The following is a 20,720-nucleotide window of genomic DNA, read 5'->3' on the forward strand; positions in this document are numbered from 1 at the left end:
ATGCATGACGCGCTCACCGGCCTGCTCGCACAGCGCCCGGTGGCCGAGCGCGAGACATGGCGGTCACTGTGGGACCAGCTCGACGACGGCTCGCTCGGACAGGAGCAGGCCGTCGTCCTGCTGGCCTCCCTGACCACCAGGCTCCCCGGCCCCGAGACCCTGCGCGCCCTGCTCGGTTCCCTCCTGGAACGGCGCCCCGCGCCACCCGTCGGCCCCTGGCCCGGCGCCGTCAACATCGTCGGCACCGGCGGCGGACCGGCGACCTTCAACATCTCCACGGCAGCCGCGTTCGTCGCGGCTGCCATGGGGGTGCCGGTCGTCAAGACCGGCTCGCGCGCCTACACCTCGAGCCTCGGCTCCGTCGACCTGCTCGAACGGCTCGGCGTGCGGCTCACCGCTTCGTACTCCCAGACCGAAAGGACCCTCGAGCAGTACGGCATCGCCTTCGCCGGCCCCTTCGTCTACCCGGCCCAACTGGCCAGGCTCGCCCGGACCGTGGCTCCGCTGAGCATGAAACCGTTCGGGCGCTTCCTCAACGCGCTCGGCCCGTTCCTCGCCGACCTGCCCGTCGCCGCGCAGGTCACCGGCGTCTCGCACACCATGCCCGGGCCCGAACTGCGGGACCTGGCCGCCGGGTTGGCGGGCCGCCGCATCTGGCTCACCGCCAACGACCGGGGCGCCGACGAACTGCTCGGCTTCGCCGACAACACCATCCATACGTACGGTCCCGAAGGCCCGGGCGGAGTACGGCTGTTGCCCGACTCGCTCACCCCGGCCGGCGGTTCCTTCGCAGCGCTGCGCCCGGTGGCGCCGGCCGACGCGGCCGAGCACTTCCTCGCCGTGCTCGGCGGCACCGGACCGGCCACCGACACGGTCTGCCTCAACGCCGCCGCCCTCGCGGTGGCGAGCGGACACAGCGCCGACTGGCCCACCGCGTACGCCGCCGCCCGCGAAGCCGTTGCCACCGGTGCGGCCCGAGACCTCGTCGAGCGGATGCGTGCCGCAGCCCGCCGGCCCCGAACTCCAGGGCCTGTGTCGGAAGTGGCGTCTGCCCCGCGACGCCCGGCACGCACTCTCGCCGCACCGGCCGAAAGCCCAAGTACGTCCAGTACGAGGACTTCCGGCCGGCACGCCGAGAGCACGCACCGGACGCCGCAGGGCCCGCCCTCCGGGCGGACGACGCCACTTCCGACACAAGCCCTGGTCCCGGAGGCGACTCATGGCTGAGTTCTTCACCCACCGGGGTGCCCCGGGCGCCGGCCTCGCGCTGTTCCTCAACGCGGGCGATCCGCCCCTCGACGTCTTCGAGGACCTCGTCCTCATGCTCGACGAGGAGGGCGTGGACTGCCTCGAACTGGCCGTGCCCTTCCCGGACTCGGTCACCGACGGCCCGGTGATCAGGCGCTCCGCGACGCGCGCCCTGGAGCGCGGCGTCGACCTGGAGGACGTCCTCGCGTTCATCGCCCGGGTACGCCCCCGGCTGCGGCGGCTGCGGATCGCCCTGCTCGCCGACTGGAGCCATTCCCTGAAGGGGCGCGACCTCGACGGCGCGGTCAAGGACATCGCGGGCAGCGGGGCGGACGGCCTCCTGGTCCACGCCCTGCCGCCCCGGCTGCGTACCTCCTACTACGCGGCGGCCCGCGCCGCCGGCCTGCCGGTGGTCACCACCTGCTACCGGCAGAGCCCCGAGCCGACCATGGCCGAGGCGGGCGCCGAGGCCTCCGCCTATCTGTATCTCGTGGCCCACTACGGACGCAGCGGCACCGCGCCCGTCGCCGGACACGCGGCGCTCCAAGAGACCGTGACCGCGCTCAGGGCCCACACGACGTCCCCGATAGCCGTCGGCTTCGGGGTCAGGAACCGCGACGACGTGGAAGCAGTACATGCCGCCGGAGCCGATGCCGTGATCATCGGCTCCGCAGGTGTCGCCCGGATCGAGACCGCCCTGACCGAGGGGCGCGACGTGGTCGGCGACTTCCGTTCGTTCGTCCGGTCCCTCCAACCCGTGCGGGCCACCGCACCTGACAGAACCGGGAGTTGCCAATGATCATCCGAGACATCAAGAACGTGAAGACAGTCGAGTGGGGCAACGGTCTGAGCCGGCGCTTCCTGCTCGCGTCGGACGGCGTCGGCTACTCGCTGACCGACACCGTGGTGCGGGCCGGCACCAAGTCCCGCCTGGAGTACCGCAACCACCTGGAGGCCTGTTACTGCATAGGCGGCTCCGGAGAAGTGATCGAGCTCGACGGCACCTCGCACCCGATCTGGCCGGGGCGGATGTACGCGCTCGACAAGCACGACGCCCACTACCTGGTGGCCAGCCCGCAGGAGGACCTCCGGCTCGTGTGTGTCTTCAGCCCCGCACTCAACGGCAACGAGGTGCACAGCCTCGACGATCAGATGTCTTCCGCGTACTGAACGCGAACCTATGAAGGTGGTCCTCAGTGATCCGATGGAACACCGACCAGGCCGACCTCAGGGAAGGCGTGGCACGGTGGGGTGAGGCGCTCAGCGCCGACCACATAGTCAACGACGAGCATTCCACGTTCTCCTGGGACAAGTGGAAGCTGGTCCAGAAGACGGGCATTCTCGCCCTGCCCTTCGAGGAGGAGTACGGCGGCCTCGGCCAGTCCCTGCTCACCACGATGTACGTCCTCGAAGGGCTGGGAGAACACTGCCGCGACGCAGGGCTGAACTTCTCGGTGACCACCACCTTGGCCAGCACCGGCGTCCCCCTGGAGAAGTTCGGCACCGCCGGACAGAAGGAGAGGTACCTGCCCCTGATCTGCTCGGGCGAGGCCATCGGTGCGCATGCCATCACCGAGGCCGAGGGCGGGTCCGACGCGATGGCGATGGCCACGCGCGCGGTCCGCGACGGCGATCACTTCGTCCTCAGCGGAAGCAAGACGTTCGTCAGCAACGGCCCCGTCGCCGATGTGTTCGTGGTCTACGCACGGACCCGTCCCGACGGCGGCGCCCTCGGGGTCACCGCGTTCCTCGTGGACCGCGACACCCCGGGCCTGACGGTCGGCAACCCGGTCAAGAAGATGGGACTGCGCACCTCGCCGCTGAGCGAGCTGTACTTCGACGAGTGCCGCATTCCCAAGGACCGGGTCCTCGGCCGCGTGGGCGGCGGATTCATCGTGCTCGACTACGTGATGAAGCGGGAGATCCTCTACTCGTTCATCGTCAACGTCGGGGAGATGCAGCACCGGCTCACCCGCTGCGTCGACTACGCGAAGGAGCGCCAGTCCTTCGGCAAGCCGATCGGTTCGTACCAGGCGGTCGCCAACAAGATCGTCGACACCAAGATCGGCCTGGAGACGGCACGGAAATGGCTGTACGACACCGGGGAACGCCTCGTCGCCGGCGAGAACGTCACCACGGACCTGGCCATCGCCAAGCTGATCACCAGTGAGTCCAATGTGGCCAGCAGTCTGGCCGCCGTCCAGATCTTCGGCGGACACGGCTACATGTCGGAGTACGGGCTCGAGCAGGACGTGCGCAACGCCGTCGGCGGCACGATCTACTCGGGCACCAACGAGATCCAGTACACCCGCATCGCCTCGATGCTGGGCCTGGGCAAATGAAAACGGCACCCGCACCCGTACTGAAGGTCTGCGGGGCAACCGCCCCGCACGACATCGAGGTACTGGCGGCCGCCGGAGCCGACCGTGTCGGACTGTGGCACGGCGTCCCCGGCGGCCCCGCCGAACTGCCGGAGCGTGAGCTGACCGCCCTCGCGGCGGCGGCTCGCGCCACCGGCGTGCTGCACCCCGTCCTGGTCACCTTCCTCGGTGACCCGGGCGCCCTGGCCGCGGTCGCCCGCGCCGCCGGGATCCGCCACATCCAGCTGCACGCCTACCAACCACCCGCCTTCGTCAAGGACTTGCGCTCCCTGCTGCCCGACGCGTACCTGATCAAGGTGCTGCACGTACGCGGCGGCCGCTGCCTCGAACGCCCGCTGATCGGCGCGTACGAGCGGGCGGGCACCGATCTGTTCCTCCTCGACGCGGCCACCGACGACGGCCGCGTCGGCAGCACCGGCGTCCGGCTCGACGAGCGGGACGTACTGGGCCTCGCCGACCGGTTCACGCTGCCGTTCTGGCTGGCCGGCGGGATCAGCCCGCAGAGCCGGTCCGGCTACGACGCCGTCGCGGAGCATCCCCGGTTCCACGGCATCGACGTCGACACCGCGGCCCGGGACGACCGTGGCCGCTTCACCGCGGACGCCGTGCGAGACCTCACGCGGGCCTGGCGCACCGCACAGTACGTACCGCTCGCGAAGGAGCAGACATGACGTCCCACTTCATCGAGGCCCTGCTGAGAGCCGAACGCCCGCTCGTCATGGAGGTCAAACGCCAGGACGCGGACGGCATCGACCTGATCGCCGGACGCACCCCCGCCGACATCGTCGCCGGTTACGAGGCCGCGGGCGCGCCCTGTATCTCCGTGGTGACCGGACGCTGGTTCGGCGGCACCCCGGAACTGCTGCGCGACGTGGCCCGGATGACCAGCCTGCCGCTGCTGCAGAAGGACTTCATCACCCGGCCGAGCCAGCTGGAGACCGCCCAGGAACTCGGCGCGTCGGCCGTGCTGCTCACTGCGGCGCTGCTGCCCGCGTCCAGCCTGCGCAACCTGGTCACCGCCGCCCTGCGGATCGGCCTCACCCCGTTCGTGGAGATCACGGGCGAGGAGGAGCTGGCGGCGGTCCCGAATGCCGACGCCTGCGTGATCGCCGTCAACAACAAGGACATACGCAACCGTGAGCGCGGCGCGGGCGACATCGACCGCAGCCTCGCCCTGCTCCCCGCGGTCCGCGCCACCGGCACCCCCTGCCCGGTCAGCGCCAGCGCGATCGACTCGCCCCGCACCGCGGCCCGCCTCCTCGACGAGGGCTTCGCCGGCCTCCTGGTCGCCACCGCCCTGCTGCGCACGGGCCGGCCGCAGGAGTGGCTGGCCGAACTGGACCGCTCCCGCACCACGGACACCCGCACCCTGCGCCTCGCGGCGCCGGCCGGGGGAGTGTGACACCGGGGCCGGGACCGACGACGGGGCACCCCGCCCCGTCGTTCGTACGCCGCTTTCGTCACCCCGACAAGGAACCCTCCCGATGACCGCACCCACCCCCGTCCGGACACTGCCCGTCGCCCCCGTCCCCCGGGTCCGGGAGATCACGCTCGACGCCGACGGCATCACGCTGTCCGGGCTGTACGCCGAGCCGGACGGGATGCGCGCGCCGCGGGCGGTGATCGTCGCCGTGCACGGGCGGGGCATGCGGGCCGGGTACTTCCACGGCGGCGCCCACCCCGACGCCTCCCTGCTCGCCCTCGCCACCCGCCTGGGCCATCCCGTCCTGGCACTCGACCGCCCCGGGTACGGGCTCTCTGCCCGTCAACTGCCCATGGGACAGCCCCTCGCCGAGCAGGCGGTCACGGTGCGGGCCGCGCTCGCCACGTACGCCGAACAGTACGACATCGGCGCCGGGTATTTCCTCCTTGCCCACTCCTACGGGGGCAAGCTCGCCCTGCAGCTCGCGGCCGGGGACAGGGACAACTCCCTTGTGGGGATGGACATCTCGGGGATGGGGCGCGACTACGCCCCGGAGGCGTACGGCTTTCCCGCCTCGCTCGCCGACGGCGCGTTCCGGCTCAACTGGGGCCCGATGCGGCTCTATCCGCCGGGCACGTTCCGCGCCGCGCGCCGACTGATGACCCCCACGCCGGACCGTGAGGAGCACGAGCGGCTGCCGCCGTGGCCGGTCCGTTTCCCGCGCCTCGCCGCCGACGTACGCGTCCCGGTGCGACTGACCTTCGCCGAGCACGAGATCTGGTGGCGCACCGACGACGCGTCCCTCGCGTCCCTGGCGGGCCAGTTCACCGCGGCCCCGCGCGTGCGGGTCGACCGCGAACCGGCCGCGGGCCACAACATCAGCATGGGCCACGCGGCCCGCGCCTATCACCTGCGGGCCCTCGCCTTCCTGGAGGACTGCCTGCGCGCGGCCTGACACGACGAGGGCGGCGACCTCCCCACCGGGAGGTCGCCGCCCTCGTCGTGTCTCGCGTCAGGACACCACCCGGCTCACCAGCTGGTCCCGCATCCGCGCCGGTATCCCCGGGGCGAACCGCTGCAGATAGTCGGTCAGATGACGGTCGGCACCGATCAGGAACGGCAGATCGAAGACGAGCAGCCGGCGCACCGCGAGCAGCGGCACCGGAGAGCGCAGCGGCCTGAAGTCCTCGTTCCACAGGCCGGGTTCCTCACACACCGGATGGAACTGCCCGAGCATCAGCCCGTCGGCGACGAACTCGTCCTTCGCCGCGAACTGCAGCGCGTCCAGCTCCGTGGAGTCGGCGCGGTCGAGTTCCGGCAGGACCATGAGCAGCGTGAGCAGCTCCTGCTCGTCCGCGTCGAGGTCCGTCGCCAGCTTCTCGTACCACTCGCGCAGCCGCGCCACCGCATCAGTGAGGTGTGCGCCGCCCGCACCGTTCGCGGGCAGGGCGAGCAGGAACAGGTCCTTGCGCAGGGACGGCTGCGTATAGGGACACACCGGCCCCGAGCGGCCGAGCGAGGGATGCCCGGACACCAGGAACTCGACGCTCCAGTCGAGGACTTGGCGCAGGGCACCGAGATGCTCGCCGAACGCCTCCTCGCGCGACACGGGGCCGAACTCCACCTCGCCGCGCTCCACCTCGGCGGGTGAGAAGATCCGCAGCTTCTCGTCGCCCCTCATTGCGGCTCCCTCCACAGCGGGCGAAGGCGCGGCCCGTCGTCGGGCAGCACGATGTCGTCACCCGCGTACTCGAAGCCGAACCGCAGGCAGGAAGCGGCGCCGCCCGGCGAGCTCGCCTCGGCGTACGTGCCGCAGCCCGCCACGTCGGCCCGCGCCACCATCTCCCCGATCAGCTCCGACATCAGGCCGCTCTTCCTGACGTCGGCGCGCACGGCGCCGAAGGAGGCGTAGTAGTGCGGACGGTCGACGGGATGGCGCTGCGCCTGCAGGGCGGTGATCGTCGCGAGGGCCTGTGCCTCGTCGCCGAGCACCTCGCGAAAGCGCCGCTCCAACTCGTCGCCGCGCGCCTCCACCTGCTCCCAGGCCCCGGGAGGCAGGAAGAGCAGTACCGCGGAGCGGTCCGGAGTGGTGAGCACGCCGTCGTGCTCCAGCGAGAGATCGAGGAAGACGCGGAAGAATCCGGGCAGCACCTCGGCCCGGCGCCGGTCGTCCGGTGTGATCCACCGGGTCAGCGGATCGTCGAAGAACGCGGCCGCGAGAAGGGCGACCAGCTCCTCCGCGTCGGCCGGCGAGGCCGGGCGCACAGCGCCGGACGTCGCCGGAACCTGGGACAAGGACACGGGAATTCCCTTCTGCGAAACGGTGCCGACGGGCCGCTCGTCCTGCTCGTCCGCGCTCCGGGAGGCGAACTGCTCGACCCGGGCGTGCAGTTGGTCGAGATGGAGCTCGGCCTCAGGCTTGATCAGGACACTGCGCATCACCCGGGCGGTGTCCGCGTCCCGGACCACCCCGGGATGACGCCGTACGAACGCATCCGCGTCCGCCCGCAGCACGCTCAGGAACACCGGGTCCTGCGGAGCGTGCATGCTGTCGTGCAGCAGCCGTCCGCTGGCGGCGTCCACGGCGGACAGCGACCAGGGGCGGGCGGCGGGCACATAGGTGACGATGTCGAGCTCCGGGCGCTGATAGAGCTCCAACACCTCGGACTCGACGAGGAGATCCGCCCAGCGCACCGCCGCCCTGCGGCTGGCCGCCAGCTGGGCGCCGAAGCCGTCCCGGGTCAGCGGCAGCAGCTGCAGCGTCAGCCACAGCGCCGCCGCGGCCGCGCCCGAGCGCGAGCACTCCAGGCTGATCTCGCCCAGGTGCAGCTCGGACTGGGTGAAGTAGGTGTACGGCGAGTCGTGCGCGAAGTGCCGCCGCGCGTGCGGGTCGTTGAAAAGGACCGCGCCGCAGCCGTACGGCTGCAGGCCGTGCTTGTGCGGGTCCACCACCACCGAGTCGCACGCGGAGATCGCCCGCCAGGGTGCCGCGTCGATGCCTTCCGTACGGTCGGAGCGGCCGAGGAGCGCGTAGAAGCCGCCGTACGCGGCGTCGACATGCACCCGCGCCCCGTACCGGCGGGCGAGCGCGAGGACCTCGTGCACCGGGTCCACCGCGCCCAGGCCCGTTGTGCCGGTGGTGACCACCACGGTGCCCACCCGGCCGGTCCTCAACAGCCCTTCCAGGGCGTCGAGTTCGATCCGCCCCAGGCCGTCGACCGGCACCCGGTGCCCCTCCATGGCGAGTACCTGGCACATCCGCTCATGGGTGTAGTGGCACTCGGAGCTGAAGGCGACACCGCGACCGGGGTGCGACTCACGGGCCACGTACAGGGCCTCGAGGTTCGCCATCGTGCCGCTGGTCGTCAGATGCCCGAGCGGTTCGGTGAGCCCGAACATGTCACCGAGCGCGGTGATGACCTCGCGCTCCATCTCGGTGGTCGCCGGGCCGCCCTCGGCGGCATGGTTGTTGGGGTTGAACAGCATCGTCGTGACATAGCCGACGACGGCCGCCGGATGCGGCGGCTTCACCATCTGCCCCGCGTAACTGGGGTGGAAGAAGGGGTAGTTGTCGTCGAGCCGCTTCGAAAGCCGCTCGAAGGCGAGGGCGAACTCGTCGTCGTCGATCTGGTGCGAGCGGTGCGGTGTGTAGGGCCCGAACCGTTCACCCCAGCGTTCGATCACATCCACGGCACGCGGAAGCCAATAGCGAAGATCCACGGGAGCGCCTTCCGGGTGCGTCGGATCGGACGCAGTAGGTATACGCAACACCCCGCAAGACAGGCGCAATACCGCATTTTGGCCTGGCCGTATCCGGCACTCATCCGGTACCCGAGGGTCCCTCCGGCGCCGCGTGCTGCACTCACCCCGCAACCGGTGCGCCCCGGCGGCCACCGCCCGCCCGCGCCGTTCCCCGGACCCAGGTCCCGAAGGAGACAGCATGGTCACCCGACGCAGCGTGCTCGGCGCAGCCCTGGCCACCACCGGCGCGGGGCTGGTCACCTCGGCCGCACTCACCCCGGTGTTCTCGGCGCGCGAGGCCGCCGGCGCCGAGCACGACGGCACGGCACCCGCCGCGATCGCCGCCCCGCCGGTCGAGCCGTTCCGGGTCGCCCTGCCGATCCCGCCGGTGCTCACCCCCGTGTCCACCGCGGGCGGGCAGGACACGTACGCGATCACCATGCGCCCAGCCCGCAAGGAGATATTCCGCGGGCTGCAGACCGAGGTGCTCACCTACAACGGCGCGTTCCCCGGCCCCACCATCAAGGCCAGGTCCGGCCGCCCGGTCGTCATCCGGCACCTCAACGGCCTCACCATGCCCGCCTCGGTGCATCTGCACGGCGCGTCCGTGCCGGCCGACAGCGACGGCGACCCGATGGACACCTTCGCCCCGGGCAAGAGCCGCACGTACACCTATCCCAACAAGCAGCCGCACGCGTCCCTGTGGCTCCACGACCACGCCCACCACATGGAGTCCGAGCACGTCTACCGCGGGCTTTCGGCGTCCTACCTGCTCACCGACGACGTCGAGCAGCGCCTCGGCCTGCCGTCGGGCGCGTACGACATCCCCATAGCCCTGCGCGACGCGCACTTCGACGGGAACGGCGCCCTCGTCCACATCATGGACGACGTGCTCGGCCGCAACACGATCCTCGCCAACGGAAAGCCGCAGCCGTACGTGGCCGTCGCGGCCCGCAAGTACCGCTTCCGGCTGCTGAACTCGTCCAACATGCGCTTCTTCCGGCTGCGCCTCGCCGACGGCGGCCCGATCACCCAGATCGGCTCCGACGGCGGCCTGCTGCCGCGCCCGCACCCCACCGACGCGCTGATGCTCTCACCCGCCGAACGCATCGATGTCGTCATCGACTTCGCCCGCTACCCGGTCGGCACGAAGCTGGTCCTGGAGAACACCCTGGGACCCGGCACCCCCGAACAGGTCGGCCAGGTGCTCCGCTTCGACGTCGTACGCAAGGAGTCCGACCCCAGCACCGTCCCCTCCCAGCTGCGCACCCTGCCGGCGCTGCCGGCGGTCACCGGGGAGCGCGCCATCGAGCTGCGCATGGACGAGGACGGCCGCGAGGGGGCCCAGGGCTACGTCAACGGCAAGATCTACGACCCGAACCGCATCGACGTCACGGTGCGGCACGGCAGCAGCGAGATCTGGACCGTCACCAACCCCAACAAGCAGGCGCCGCACAACTTCCATATGCACCTGGTGCAGTTCAGGGTCCTGGAGCGCAACGGCCAGCAGCCGGACGGGTCCGAGTCGGGACTCAAGGACACCGTCCGGCTGCTGCCGGGCGAGACGGTCAAGGTGCAGGCGACGTTCAACACGTACCGCGGTACGTACGTCTACCACTGCCACATGCTGGACCACTCCGCGATGGGGATGATGGCCCAGATGAAGATCACCTGACGCATCCGGCTCACCTGACGCACCTGACGCACCTGATCAGAAGGTCCACCGGACGGACCCGGGCATGTATCGACGAGACATGCCCGGGGCCCGCCCGGTGGACCCTGCTCACTGGGCGGTCCTGCCCGGCCGCAGGAACGCCGCGGAAAGCAGCGCGACCACGGCGAACACCGCGCCGGTCAGGAAGCCGCCGGACATGCCGTCGCCGTGCACCGACACCGTGACCAGCGTCGCCAGGCCGATGGAACCACCCAGCGTCTGCAGGGCGTTGAGGACACTGGCCGCCGCACCGGCCTCGCTGCTGTGCAGCCGGGACGTGGCGAGGATCGTCGGCGGCAGCACGCTGCACGCCATCCCGGCGCCGAGCAGCACCAGGGCGGGCAGCACGACGGTCGCGTACGAGCCGCCCTGCCCGAGGGTCGCGAGGGACAGGTTGCCGGTCACGAGCAGCACCGCCCCGCCGGCGAGCAGCCGCTTCGGCCCGAACTGGCGCTCAAGACGCACCGCGGCCCCCGCCGTCACGGCCATCGTCACCGGCAGCGGCAGCAGCGCCACCGCCGTCATCAGCGGCGACCAGCCGTTCTGGCGCTGGAAGAACTGGTTGAGGAAGAAGTACGTGCCGATCAGCGCCCCGGGCACCGCGAGCGTGACCGCGTACGCGAGCACCCGGTCCCGGTCGGCGAACAGCCGCGGCACCACGATCGGCTGCTGCGCCCGCCGCTCGATCCGCGCGAACACCGCGAGCAGCCCGGCCCCGGCGGTCACACAGGTGAGCACCAAGGGGTCGCTCCACTCCCGCTCGGCCGCCTGCGCCAGCCCGTAGACCAGGCTCGCGGCGCCCAGCGCCGAGACCAGGGCGCCCGCCAGGTCGAACCGGCCGCGGTGGCGCGGCGTCTCCGCCAGCACCAGCGGCGCGAGCACCAGGATCGCGAGGCCGAGCGGCACATCGAGGAAAAGCACCCAGCGCCAGGAGCTCAGCGAGGCCAGCGCCCCCGCGAGCAGCAGCCCGCCGGCCGTGCTGACCGCGCCCACCGCCGTGCACACGGCGATCGCCCGCTTCCGGGAGGCCCCTTCCGCGAACATGCTCAGGAGCAGCGCCAGCCCGCTGGGCGCCGCGAGCGCGGCGCCGATGCCCTGCACGGCGCGGATGGCGACGAGGAGTTCCCCGGACGACGCGAGCCCGCGCAGCGAGGCGGCCGCGGTGAACAGGCCCACGCCCACCAGGAACACCTTGCGGCGGCCCAGGATGTCACCGGCCCGGCCGCCGAGCAGCAGCAGTCCGCCGAACGCCAGCAGATAGGCATTGATCACCCAGGCCGCGTCGACGGCGGACAGACCGAGCCCCTCGCGCATCCCGGGCAGTGCGATGTTCACGATCGGATCGTCCAGCTGGATCATCGCGTTGCACCCGGCGATCACCCCGAGCGCGGTCGCGCGACGCAGCCGGCCGCGCGTGCGCGAGGGCTTCGCGAGTGGGCTCTGCAGGGGTTCGGGGACGGGTGCCACCGGCAGCCGGGACACCTCGGTGGCCGCTTCCGCGGACACCTGCGCGGATATCTGCGCCGACATGGGCGCCTCCTGACAACGACATGGACGGGGAGGTCGGGGGTCACCGTCCCAAGGACCGCCGGAGAAGCGCTGAAGCCTCACTCGAAGCCCGCCACAGAAGTTGGTCGAAATTTGATCCAGACCTGGTCAAAGGGCCATGGCAGAAGGTGCGTCGGCGCGCCTATGCTCACTGCGCTCGCGCGTCGGCAGCCCTGTCCGCAGTCCTGTCCGCGAATCCCCGCACGACCAGAGTGAGGTCGTTTCGATGACAGCCAACCAGTACAGCCCGTACGGTGCTCCGGGATCCGGCGCTCCGGGACCAGGTGGTCCGGGGCACGGCGCACCAGGGCCCGGTGGTCCGGGCTACCAGCCCGGCCCCCAGTTCGCACCGCAGCCGCTCCAGCCACGCAGCAAGGGAGCGGGCGCCTCCGGACCCCTGCTCGTGGCGGCGGCCGTCATGATGGGGCTGCTCGCCGGTCTGTTCTTCACCTTCGACCTGTCGATCATGCCGGGCCTGAAGCGTCTCGACGACGTCCAGTATTTGACCGCGATGCAGAACTTCAACGACCTGATCGACAACAGCGGTCCGTTCGGCATGGTCTTCGTCGCCGCGCTCGTCGTCATCGTGTGGGCCGCGATCCTCGAGTACAAGCGAGGCCGCAAGAAGGTGGCGATCTGGGCCGGGATCGCCGCCGGCCTCTACCTGGTGGCGCTGCTCATCACGTTCTCCGTGAACATCCCGATCAACATGGAACTCGCCGACCTGGGCAACCCGGCCAAGGCCAAGGACCTGTCGGTCATCGACAAGTTCAAGGGCGTCTGGTCGGCCACCAACATCGTGCGCACCATCCTGTGCACGGTCGCCGTGGGCTGTGTCGCCCAGGCCCTGAAGCTGCACGGCCGCGAGACGGCAGCCGAATCGGCGTCGCGTCACTAGAGACGGCCGCACCGGTGCGGGGCCTCAGCGGCCCGGCACCGGTGCGGAGCCAGCTGAACAGAGCGTCGGATCGGGTCAGTACGCGGCGCCGTGCGCCACGAGCGCCCAGCACAGCAGGCCCATGGTGGCCGTGCACAGCACCGCCCGCACCACGTTCCAGCGCGCCCAGGTGGCCTCGAACTGCTCGCGCACCACGGCGGGTTGGGCGATCCCGGCGGGCGCTCCGGCCGCCTGCAGGGTGTTGTTCAGCGGGATGTTCACCCGGTTGGTGACGCTCATCGCCACCAGGTAGACCACCAGGGCCCCGCCCGTCGGCCACACCGGGCCCCGCGGACCGTCGCCCACCAGCTGCAGCCCGAGGGCCGCCGCGGTGAACAGGAACGAGCCGATGTAGCCGAGGACGAACCACCCGTTGAGGATCGAGACGTTGATGCGCTGCATCACCTCGATGAACGTACGGTCGTCACTGCCGCGCAGCGCCAGCATGACCGCACAGGCGAACCCGTAGAACAGGCCGCTCACGAGGCCCGCCGCCAAGGTCGCCGCAAGTAACGCGACAAGTCGTGCCGTTTCCAAAGTGATCATCCTTCCGAGGCAGGCGGCGGCCCCGTGCGGGAGTCCGACACCTGGCGGTAGTCGTCGAGACCCGGATAGCGCCCCGGAATCTCCGTGGCGATGTATCCGGCCGGTACGTCGTGAAAGCTGCCGTGCGACGCGGCGTACGAGAAGAACGCCGCACCGCGCCGGTCCGTCTGCGGCAGCAGCGCACCCCGCTCCTCGTCGAAGGCGACGGGGTCGACGCCGAGCCGCGCGCACAGCGCCTTGTCGAACATCGGCGTCAGGGTGACCCAACTGCCGTTCAGCCAGACCTCGGTGAAGCCGTGCCAGGCGAACACGTTGGTGCCCGTGGCCCCCCGGATCCGGCGGCCGCTGTAGTGGTGGTTGACCACATCGGCGAAGGCCGGCCGCGCGGGAATGCCCGACGCCCGGCACATCGCCGTGAACAGGGACGCCTTGCTGACACAGAAGCCGTGTCCCTCGGCGAGCACACTGCTGGCCCGGTACGTCTCCAGATCGCGCAGATAGTCGCCCATGGAGATGCGGCGCCCCGGCGGGATGCTGCAGTAGCCGATCGAGTCACGCACCCACTCGTAGAGCGCGCGAGCCTTGTCGGTGCCCTCGGCGTCCGGCGCGATGCGCCCGGCCGCCTCCCGCACCGCGGGGTGGTCGCTGTCTATGTAAGTGCCGGGCGTCAGAAACCGCTGAACGTCCTTCGGTGTCTGCCGTTCGGTCCTGGTCATGGGGTACATCGCACCGCCTCCGGGGTCTCGGTGAACTCCAGCACCACGAGGGTGCAGTTGTAGCCGCCGCCCACACCGGCGAGCAGCACGCGGTCGCCCGCCTCCAACGCCTCGTCCTCGACCAGCCGGTCGAGGGCGGCGAACTGGTCGGTGCAGCCGGCGTGCCCGAGCTCGCGGGCGATGTGCCAGGTGCTGCGGTCGATGCCGACGCCCAGGGGGTCGAGGCACTGCTCGTACAGGGCCTCACGGCCGAGCGCGGGGGTGACCACATGGCGTACGTCGGCGGCGGCCACACCGGCCTCGGCGAACGCGCGCTCGCCGGCCCGGTGCATCAGGTCGGCCATCCGCCGCTTGGCCTCGTCCAGGCCGTCGTCGAGGGTGTCGGAGAACTCCATCACCCGGTCGAAGAAGCCGATCGGATAGCCGTCCTGCGGATCGGGCGAGAACGGCATCGCGCCGCGCTGCATCCCTTCCAGGCCGGTGTCGGCGACGGACACCGTGGCCACGACCTTGGCGAAGCCGGCACCACGGTTCAGGACGATCGCCCCCGCGCCGTCACCGAAGACGAAGACGGGCGGCGCGGCCCGCCAGCGGTCCCAGGCACCCTCCCCGAACCGGTCCGACGCGGTGATCATCGCGGCGGTCCCCGGGGCGGCGGCCGCCAGGTGGGCGGCGGCCAACTCCACCGCTCCCACCGCCGAGTTGGACAGCTGGTGGATCTCGTACGAGATGCCGTGCCCGTCGAGGACCTGGTCCTGGATGTAGGACGCGGCGTTCCAGCCCGCGAGCCCGTTGTGCGTGGCCACGCCGTGCAGGAGCAGGGCGAACCGGTCGGCGCTCAGCCCCGAACGGGCAAGGGCGGTGCGCGCGGCCCGTATCGCCATCGCGGGCTGCGAGTCGGCCGGGTCGTCGGCGACCGCGACCCGCTGCTGCCCGGTCTCGCGCTGGAACTCACGGGTGTAGCGGCCGTCGGCGATGGCATCGTCGACCGGAACGGTCTTGGGATGCCAGGCGCCGGTACCGGCGAGAAAGATGTCGTCGTGTCGCATCGTCCGGGTCCTTTCATGGGGGTTCGGAGGTCGTGCCCCGAAGGGGCGCGGGGAACTGCGCGCCCAGCCACGACGCGCCCGCAGATTCGAAACCGGCCTCCCAGCGGAGCGGCTACGCGGAGGCGGAACTGAGTCGTTCGGTCAGGAAGCCCGCGACGGCGGCAGCCGTCGGGTGCTTCCACACGAGCGTGGCGGGGAGCTTGATCCGCAACCTCTTCTCCAGTCCGCGCCGCAGCAACTGCGTCATCACGGAGTCGAGCCCCAGCTCGGTCAGCGGCCGGTGTACGTCCAACTGGGCGGCGTGCAGGCCCAGTTCGGCCTCGATCTGCTTGCCCACCTCGGCCAGGAGCAGGGCATGGAGTTCGTCGGGCCCGAGCCCTCCGATCAGCTCGGTCGGATCGTCCTGCTCGCCCGGCGCGTCGGCCTCGGCGGCCGCGAGCTCCTGGAGCACGGGCAGCGTCACCGCTCCGAGGACCGGGACCACCGCCACATAGCCGCTCCCGCCGTCGCCGGTGTACTCCCAGGCGCGCAGGGCGTCGGCGGGATCGACGGACCCCACCCCGTGGTCGGCGAGTTCCGCCTCCACGAAGTCGCTGATGCCCATGCCGCTGCCGCGCCACGACGTCCACGCATAGCTCGTGGCGCCCGTGTCGCCGAGGGCCCGGCGGTGGCGGGCCAGCGCGTCGAGGCAGGCGTTGGCGGCGGCGTAACTCGACTGGCCGGTCAGCCCCAACTGGTAGCCCACCGAGGAGAACAGCACGAAGAAGTCGACGCTGCCGGGCGGGAAGAGCGCGTCCAGGACGAGCGCGCCCTTCGCCTTGGGCCGCAGCACGGCCTCCAGCGACGCCTCGTCGAGGTCCGCGAGCATTCGGTCGTCGAGCACGCCGGCCGCATGGACCACGCCGCAGATCGGCGGCAGGCCGAGCGCTTCGGGATCGAGGGCGGCGGCCGCCGCGTCCGGGTCGGCGACATCGAGGGACACGCTCCGCACGGTCACGCCGAGCGCTTCGAGATGTCGTACCGCCTCCACACGCTTCAGCGCGGCGGGGTCCGTGAGCTGCGGCCAGGCGGCACGCGGTTCCAGGGCCGTCCGGCCGGCGAGCACCAGGCGCCGCGCGCCTCGGCCGACCAGCCACTTCGCCACTTCGAGGCCCAGCGCACCGAGTCCGCCGGTGATCAGATACGTACCGTCGGCGCGGCACCGCAGCCCGTCGGCGGAGCCTTCGCCACGCGGGCCGGTGTCGCCGGCGGACCACGGCACCATGCGGGCCGCCGTCGCACCGCCCGCGGTCAGCCGCAGGATCTCCGGCTCGGGTGCGCAGCGCAGCACGTCGGGCAGCAGGTCGAGTGCGACATCCGGGTCGAGGTCAAGGGCGCGCGCGTTGAGCTCGGGATGCTCACCCGCGATCACCCGGGTCAGCCCCCACATCGCGCTCTGCGCGACCGCGTCCGCCCCGCGTGCCTGCCAGGCGCCCGAGGTGAGTGCCCACAGCCGGGGCGGCAGCGCTCCACAGCGGGCGAGCAGCAGCTGGGCGGTGGCGGCGAGCCGCCAGGCCGAGCGCTGCGCACCAGCGGCGGAGCCTTCGAGGTCGGGCAGCACCAGGACCGCGTCGTCGCGGCCCAACTCGTCGATCAGCGGCCCCAGTTCGTCGGCCGCCTGTACCCGTAGGCAGCGCAGGCCCGCGGCCGTCAGGGTCGCGGTCACCCGGTCCGCGTACGCCGCCTCGCCGACCAGCGCCACGGTGCGCAGCCGGGACCGGCGCTCCGCGGCGAGTTCCACCGGCCGCCAGTCGAGCGTGTGGGCGAGCCGCTGCGGCGGCACGGACGACCGTACGTCGCCCTCCAGGGTCGCGAACCGCAGCCCGTCGAGGGTGCTGAGCACCGCCCCGCCGTCGTCGGTGACCACCACATGGGTGGTGTCGCCCGGCGAGGCCGGGTCGGTGAGGACATGCACGGTGACGTGGTCGGGCAACTCCCCGGCCAGCCAAAGCCGTTCGACGGCCGACGGCATGCGCAGCACCCCGTCGTCGGGGAAGGCGAGCGGGGCGACCGAGAACACCGCGTCGAGCAGGGACGCCGCGGCCAGCCCCCGGGGCGCGGTCGCGGGCAGCAGCCGCAGCCGGGCGCGCAGTCGGTCGCCGTCCCCGGCGAGCGCCTGCGACTCCCAGGGGAAACCGATGTCGCCGACGCCGACCGCGTCAAGACGTTTGACCACCGCGTCCGGGCTGAGCTCCGGCAGCTCGGCGCCCAGGTCGAGGTCGTCGAGCCAGTCCGTGGCATGCTCGGCGTCCCGCAGCGAGGCCACGGTGTGGACGCTCCACGCGCCCGCGCCGCCGTCCCCGTCCTGCCCCTGACCGTCGGCGCCGATCCGCCGCGAGGCGATGCTCACCTCGGTGTCCTGGCGCACCACGTGGATCTCCTGCTCGCCCGCCACGGTCACCGGCACCTTGAGGCGTACGTCGGTCAGTACGCCGGTGCCCCCGGCGGCGAGGAACGTCTGCAGGAGCACGGCGGCGGGCACGACCTCGACGCCGTGGATCGGGTGCGAGCCCGGATAGGGCCGGCTGTCGTGGTCGAGCCGGGTCCGCCACACGCGCGGCGACACCGCCCCCGCCACCGTCAGCTCCGCGCCGAGCAAGGTGCCCGAGTCGACGTCGTGCTCCTCGGGCGCGGCACCGCCCGGTGACCCGGTGCGCCAGTACGGGGTGTGCTGCCAGGCCCGCCGCGGCAGCGCGACCAGGGCCCCGTCGGGGGCGAGCGCTCCGGGGTCCGGTACGCCGCCGTGGCAGTGCAGCGCGCCGAGGTGAGCGAGCAGCGTCGCCCGCTCACCCCGTTCGCGGCGCAGGGTGCCGGTGACGAACACCTCGCTGTGGCCGAGGTGTTCAAGGGTCTCGCCGATCGAGTGGGTTACCACCGGATGCCCGGACAGCTCGACGAAGACACGGTGTCCGTCCTCGGCCGCCGCGACGACGGCCCGGTCCAGGCGGACGGGGTTGCGAAGATTGGCCGCCCAGTAGGCGCCGTCGCGCGGCGCGGGGGAGCGGGGGTCGTCCAGGGCGGTCGTATAGAGGGGAACAGCCGGTTCACGTACCGTCAGCCCTGCTGCCGCCGCGGCGAGTTCGTCGAGCAGGGGGTCCATCTGCGGGCTGTGGAAGGCGACGTCGGAGGCGACCCGGCGCACCATCACGTCCTCGGCCTCGTACCGCGTACACAGCTCGGCCACCGCCTCGGGCGTGCCCGACACGACCGTCGAGACGGGCGAAGCGGCGATCGCCGCGACCACGTCCTCGCGGCCCGCCAGCCGCTCCTGCACCGTCGCGAACTCCAGGCCCACCATGGCCATCGCACCGGCGCCGACGACCCGGCGAAGCAGCCGCGAGCGGCGGCAGATAAGCCGGGCGGCGTCGTCGAGGGAGAGCACCCCGGCGCTCACGGAGGCCGCGATCTCACCGACGGAGTGCCCGACGACGGCGCCTGGCCGCAGCCCCTTGGCGCGCAGCACGGCGTCGAGGCCGACCTGCACCACGAAGATCATCGGCTGCACCACGGACGTGTCCGTCAACGGCCCGTGCAGCAGCACCTCACGCGGCGAGATCCCCAGCTCCTCCTGGAAGACGGACTCGACCCGCTCGACGACGGCCGCGAACTCGGCCTCCTCGGCGAGGAGTTCACGCCCCATCCCCACCCACTGCGATCCGTGCCCGGAGAACACCCACACGGGATCACCCGCACCGGAGCCGAGGGCGCGTCCGGTCGCGGTGGCGGGGCTCGCCCCGCTCCGCGACAGCTCCTCCAGGGCGGCCGCCAGCTCCTCGGGGCCCGCCGCGACCGCCGTCGCGCGGTACGCCGCGTGGGTGCGGTGCGCGAGCAGGGTGTGCGAGACGTCGTCGAGACCGGGCCGGGCCTCCGGCTCGCGCAACCACCGCGCGAGCGAGGCGGCCTGTGCCCGTACGTCGTCCTCGGAGGCGCCCGACACCGCGAACAGGCGGGGCCCGTCCGAGGCCCGGCGCTCCTCGCCGGCCCGCTCGGGAGCCTGCTCCAGAACGACGTGACCGACCGTCCCGCCGTACCCGAAACCGGACACCCCGGCCCGCCGTACGTCCTGTCCTTCGGGCCACTCGACGGGGGCCGTCGGCACATCCAGGCCCGAACTCGCCCAGTCCACATCGGGGTTGAGGGTGGTGACATTCGCGGTCGGCGGCACGACCCCGTGCTCCAGGGCGAGCACCGCCTTGATCACGCCGGCGACCCCGGCGCCCGCCTCCAGATGCCCGATGTTGGCCTTGGCGGACCCGATCAGACAGGGCCTGCCCTCCGGCCGGTCCGCCCCGAACACCCGGGCCAGGGCGCCCACTTCGACGGGGTCGCCGACCCGGGTGCCGGTGCCGTGCGCCTCGACGAAATCAACGGTCAGCGGGTCGACATCGGCCTGCCGCAGCGCCTGGCGCACGACCTGCTCCTGGGCCGGGCCGCTGGGCGCCATGATGCCGTTCGTACGGCCGTCCTGGCGCAGGGCGCTGCCGCGGATCACGGCGCGTACCGGATCGCCGTCGCGCAACGCGTCGGACAGCCGCTTGAGGACCAGGACACCGACGCCCTCACCGCGGCCGTAGCCGTCGGCCGAGGCGTCGAAGGACTTCGACCGGCCGTCGGGGGAGGTGGCACCCGCCGCGCCGAGCACGAGGGAAAGTCCGGGCCCCGCCACCAACTGCACCCCGCCCGCGAGCGCGACACCGCACTCCTCGCCACGCAGGCTCTGACAGGCCAGATGCAGGGCGGCGAGCGACGACGAGCAGGCGGTGTCGACGATCAGACTGGGGCCGCGCAGGTCGAGGGCGTACGAAACCCGGTTGGCCACCGCGCACAGCGAGGCGCCGATCCCGGACCAGGCCTCGATGGACGGCAGGTCCTCCAGCATCTGCCGCCCGTAGTCGTCGGACCCCACGCCCATGAACACGCCGGCGTCGCCACCCGCCAAGGTGTGGGGCGCGATCCCCGCGTCCTCCAAGGCCTCCCAGCTCGCCTCCAGGGTGAGCCGCTGCTGAGGGTCCATCAACTCGGCCTCGCGCGGCGTGACATGGAAGAACGCGGCGTCGAAACCGGCGGCGTCGGCCAGGAAGGCGCCCCTGCGCGGGGCGTTGCGCAGGGCGCGGGCCGTGCCCGGCCGGTCGGCGTACGCCTGCCAGCGCTCGGGCGGCAGTTCGCCCACCGCCTCTCGGCCGTCGAGGAGGAACTGCCAGTACGCGTCGGGGGTGTCGATCCCGCCCGGGAGGCGGCATCCGATGCCGATGACGGCGATGGGTTCGGCTTGCTGTCGCTGCGTCACGGGTCTACGGCCTCCGGTGTGAGGGGTGGGTCCTTTTGGGGGTCCTGGGGGGTCCTGGGGGGTCCTGGCTCGTTCTTGAACCAAAGCCAGA

16 protein-coding genes are annotated in these 20,720 nt (G+C 72.0%); 9 read left to right on the top strand and 7 right to left on the bottom strand.

Annotated elements, in window-relative coordinates:
• The 7 genes from OG430_RS46810 (at position 1) to OG430_RS46840 (ending at position 6,007) form a co-directional block, all read left to right on the top strand.
• Positions 1-1,227, top strand: coding sequence for an anthranilate phosphoribosyltransferase (locus tag OG430_RS46810; RefSeq protein ID WP_327359491.1), 1,227 nt, complete (start codon positions 1-3; stop codon positions 1,225-1,227).
• Positions 1,220-2,047 (top strand): tryptophan synthase subunit alpha, encoded by an 828-nt coding sequence (gene trpA, locus OG430_RS46815; protein WP_327358836.1) that lies wholly within the window; start codon positions 1,220-1,222, stop codon positions 2,045-2,047. Before OG430_RS46810 ends, trpA begins: the two co-directional genes overlap by 8 nt.
• A complete protein-coding gene (locus tag OG430_RS46820) occupies positions 2,044-2,418 on the top strand; it encodes an ectoine synthase (protein WP_327358837.1) in 375 nt (124 codons plus the stop codon). The genes trpA and OG430_RS46820 overlap by 4 nt, the downstream gene beginning before the upstream one ends.
• A gap of 26 nt (positions 2,419-2,444) precedes the next feature.
• On the top strand, positions 2,445-3,590 hold the full coding sequence (locus OG430_RS46825) for an acyl-CoA dehydrogenase family protein (RefSeq protein WP_327358838.1): 1,146 nt from the start codon (positions 2,445-2,447) through the stop codon (positions 3,588-3,590).
• Positions 3,587-4,300 carry an N-(5'-phosphoribosyl)anthranilate isomerase gene (locus tag OG430_RS46830; protein ID WP_327358839.1) on the top strand — a complete coding sequence of 238 codons (714 nt, stop codon included), beginning with the start codon at positions 3,587-3,589 and terminating at the stop codon, positions 4,298-4,300. Before OG430_RS46825 ends, OG430_RS46830 begins: the two co-directional genes overlap by 4 nt.
• The gene (locus OG430_RS46835) at positions 4,297-5,031 is read left to right on the top strand and encodes an indole-3-glycerol-phosphate synthase (RefSeq protein ID WP_327358840.1); all 735 of its coding nucleotides are present in this window, start codon (positions 4,297-4,299) and stop codon (positions 5,029-5,031) included. The genes OG430_RS46830 and OG430_RS46835 overlap by 4 nt, the downstream gene beginning before the upstream one ends.
• 82 nt (positions 5,032-5,113) lie before the next feature.
• Positions 5,114-6,007: an alpha/beta hydrolase gene (locus OG430_RS46840; protein WP_327358841.1), complete on the top strand. Its 894-nt coding sequence runs from the start codon at positions 5,114-5,116 to the stop codon at positions 6,005-6,007.
• Between the two features lie 57 nt (positions 6,008-6,064).
• On the opposite strand, the gene OG430_RS46845 is transcribed toward OG430_RS46840, so the two are convergent.
• The gene (locus tag OG430_RS46845; protein WP_327358842.1) at positions 6,065-6,733 is read right to left on the bottom strand and encodes a DUF6875 domain-containing protein; all 669 of its coding nucleotides are present in this window, start codon (positions 6,731-6,733) and stop codon (positions 6,065-6,067) included.
• Entirely contained in the window at positions 6,730-8,772 is a 2,043-nt protein-coding gene (locus tag OG430_RS46850; RefSeq protein WP_442816675.1) for a pyridoxal phosphate-dependent decarboxylase family protein, read from the bottom strand. The genes OG430_RS46845 and OG430_RS46850 overlap by 4 nt, the downstream gene beginning before the upstream one ends.
• Positions 8,773-8,992: 220 nt before the next feature.
• On the opposite strand from OG430_RS46850, the gene OG430_RS46855 reads away from it, so the two are divergent.
• Positions 8,993-10,468, top strand: coding sequence for a multicopper oxidase family protein (locus tag OG430_RS46855; protein ID WP_327358843.1), 1,476 nt, complete (start codon positions 8,993-8,995; stop codon positions 10,466-10,468).
• Positions 10,469-10,576: 108 nt separating this feature from the next.
• Here the strand turns inward: OG430_RS46855 and OG430_RS46860 are convergent, their stop codons facing one another.
• Positions 10,577-12,037 (bottom strand): MFS transporter, encoded by a 1,461-nt coding sequence (locus tag OG430_RS46860; RefSeq protein WP_327358844.1) that lies wholly within the window; start codon positions 12,035-12,037, stop codon positions 10,577-10,579.
• A gap of 244 nt (positions 12,038-12,281) precedes the next feature.
• On the opposite strand from OG430_RS46860, the gene OG430_RS46865 reads away from it, so the two are divergent.
• Positions 12,282-12,953 (top strand): anthrone oxygenase family protein, encoded by a 672-nt coding sequence (locus OG430_RS46865; protein ID WP_327358845.1) that lies wholly within the window; start codon positions 12,282-12,284, stop codon positions 12,951-12,953.
• Between the two features lie 75 nt (positions 12,954-13,028).
• On the opposite strand, the gene OG430_RS46870 is transcribed toward OG430_RS46865, so the two are convergent.
• The 4 genes from OG430_RS46870 to OG430_RS46885 form a co-directional block, all read right to left on the bottom strand.
• The gene (locus OG430_RS46870) at positions 13,029-13,538 is read right to left on the bottom strand and encodes an anthrone oxygenase family protein (protein ID WP_327358846.1); all 510 of its coding nucleotides are present in this window, start codon (positions 13,536-13,538) and stop codon (positions 13,029-13,031) included.
• The gene (locus tag OG430_RS46875) at positions 13,535-14,254 is read right to left on the bottom strand and encodes a transglutaminase-like domain-containing protein (protein WP_327358847.1); all 720 of its coding nucleotides are present in this window, start codon (positions 14,252-14,254) and stop codon (positions 13,535-13,537) included. The genes OG430_RS46870 and OG430_RS46875 overlap by 4 nt, the downstream gene beginning before the upstream one ends.
• Positions 14,251-15,303 (bottom strand): ketoacyl-ACP synthase III family protein, encoded by a 1,053-nt coding sequence (locus tag OG430_RS46880; protein ID WP_327358848.1) that lies wholly within the window; start codon positions 15,301-15,303, stop codon positions 14,251-14,253. Before OG430_RS46880 ends, OG430_RS46875 begins: the two co-directional genes overlap by 4 nt.
• A gap of 112 nt (positions 15,304-15,415) precedes the next feature.
• A complete protein-coding gene (locus tag OG430_RS46885) occupies positions 15,416-20,629 on the bottom strand; it encodes a type I polyketide synthase (RefSeq protein WP_327358849.1) in 5,214 nt (1,737 codons plus the stop codon).
• Positions 20,630-20,720 lie beyond the last annotated feature (91 nt).

It is taken from the genome of Streptomyces sp. NBC_01304 (assembly GCF_035975855.1).
GTDB lineage: Bacteria > Actinomycetota > Actinomycetes > Streptomycetales > Streptomycetaceae > Streptomyces.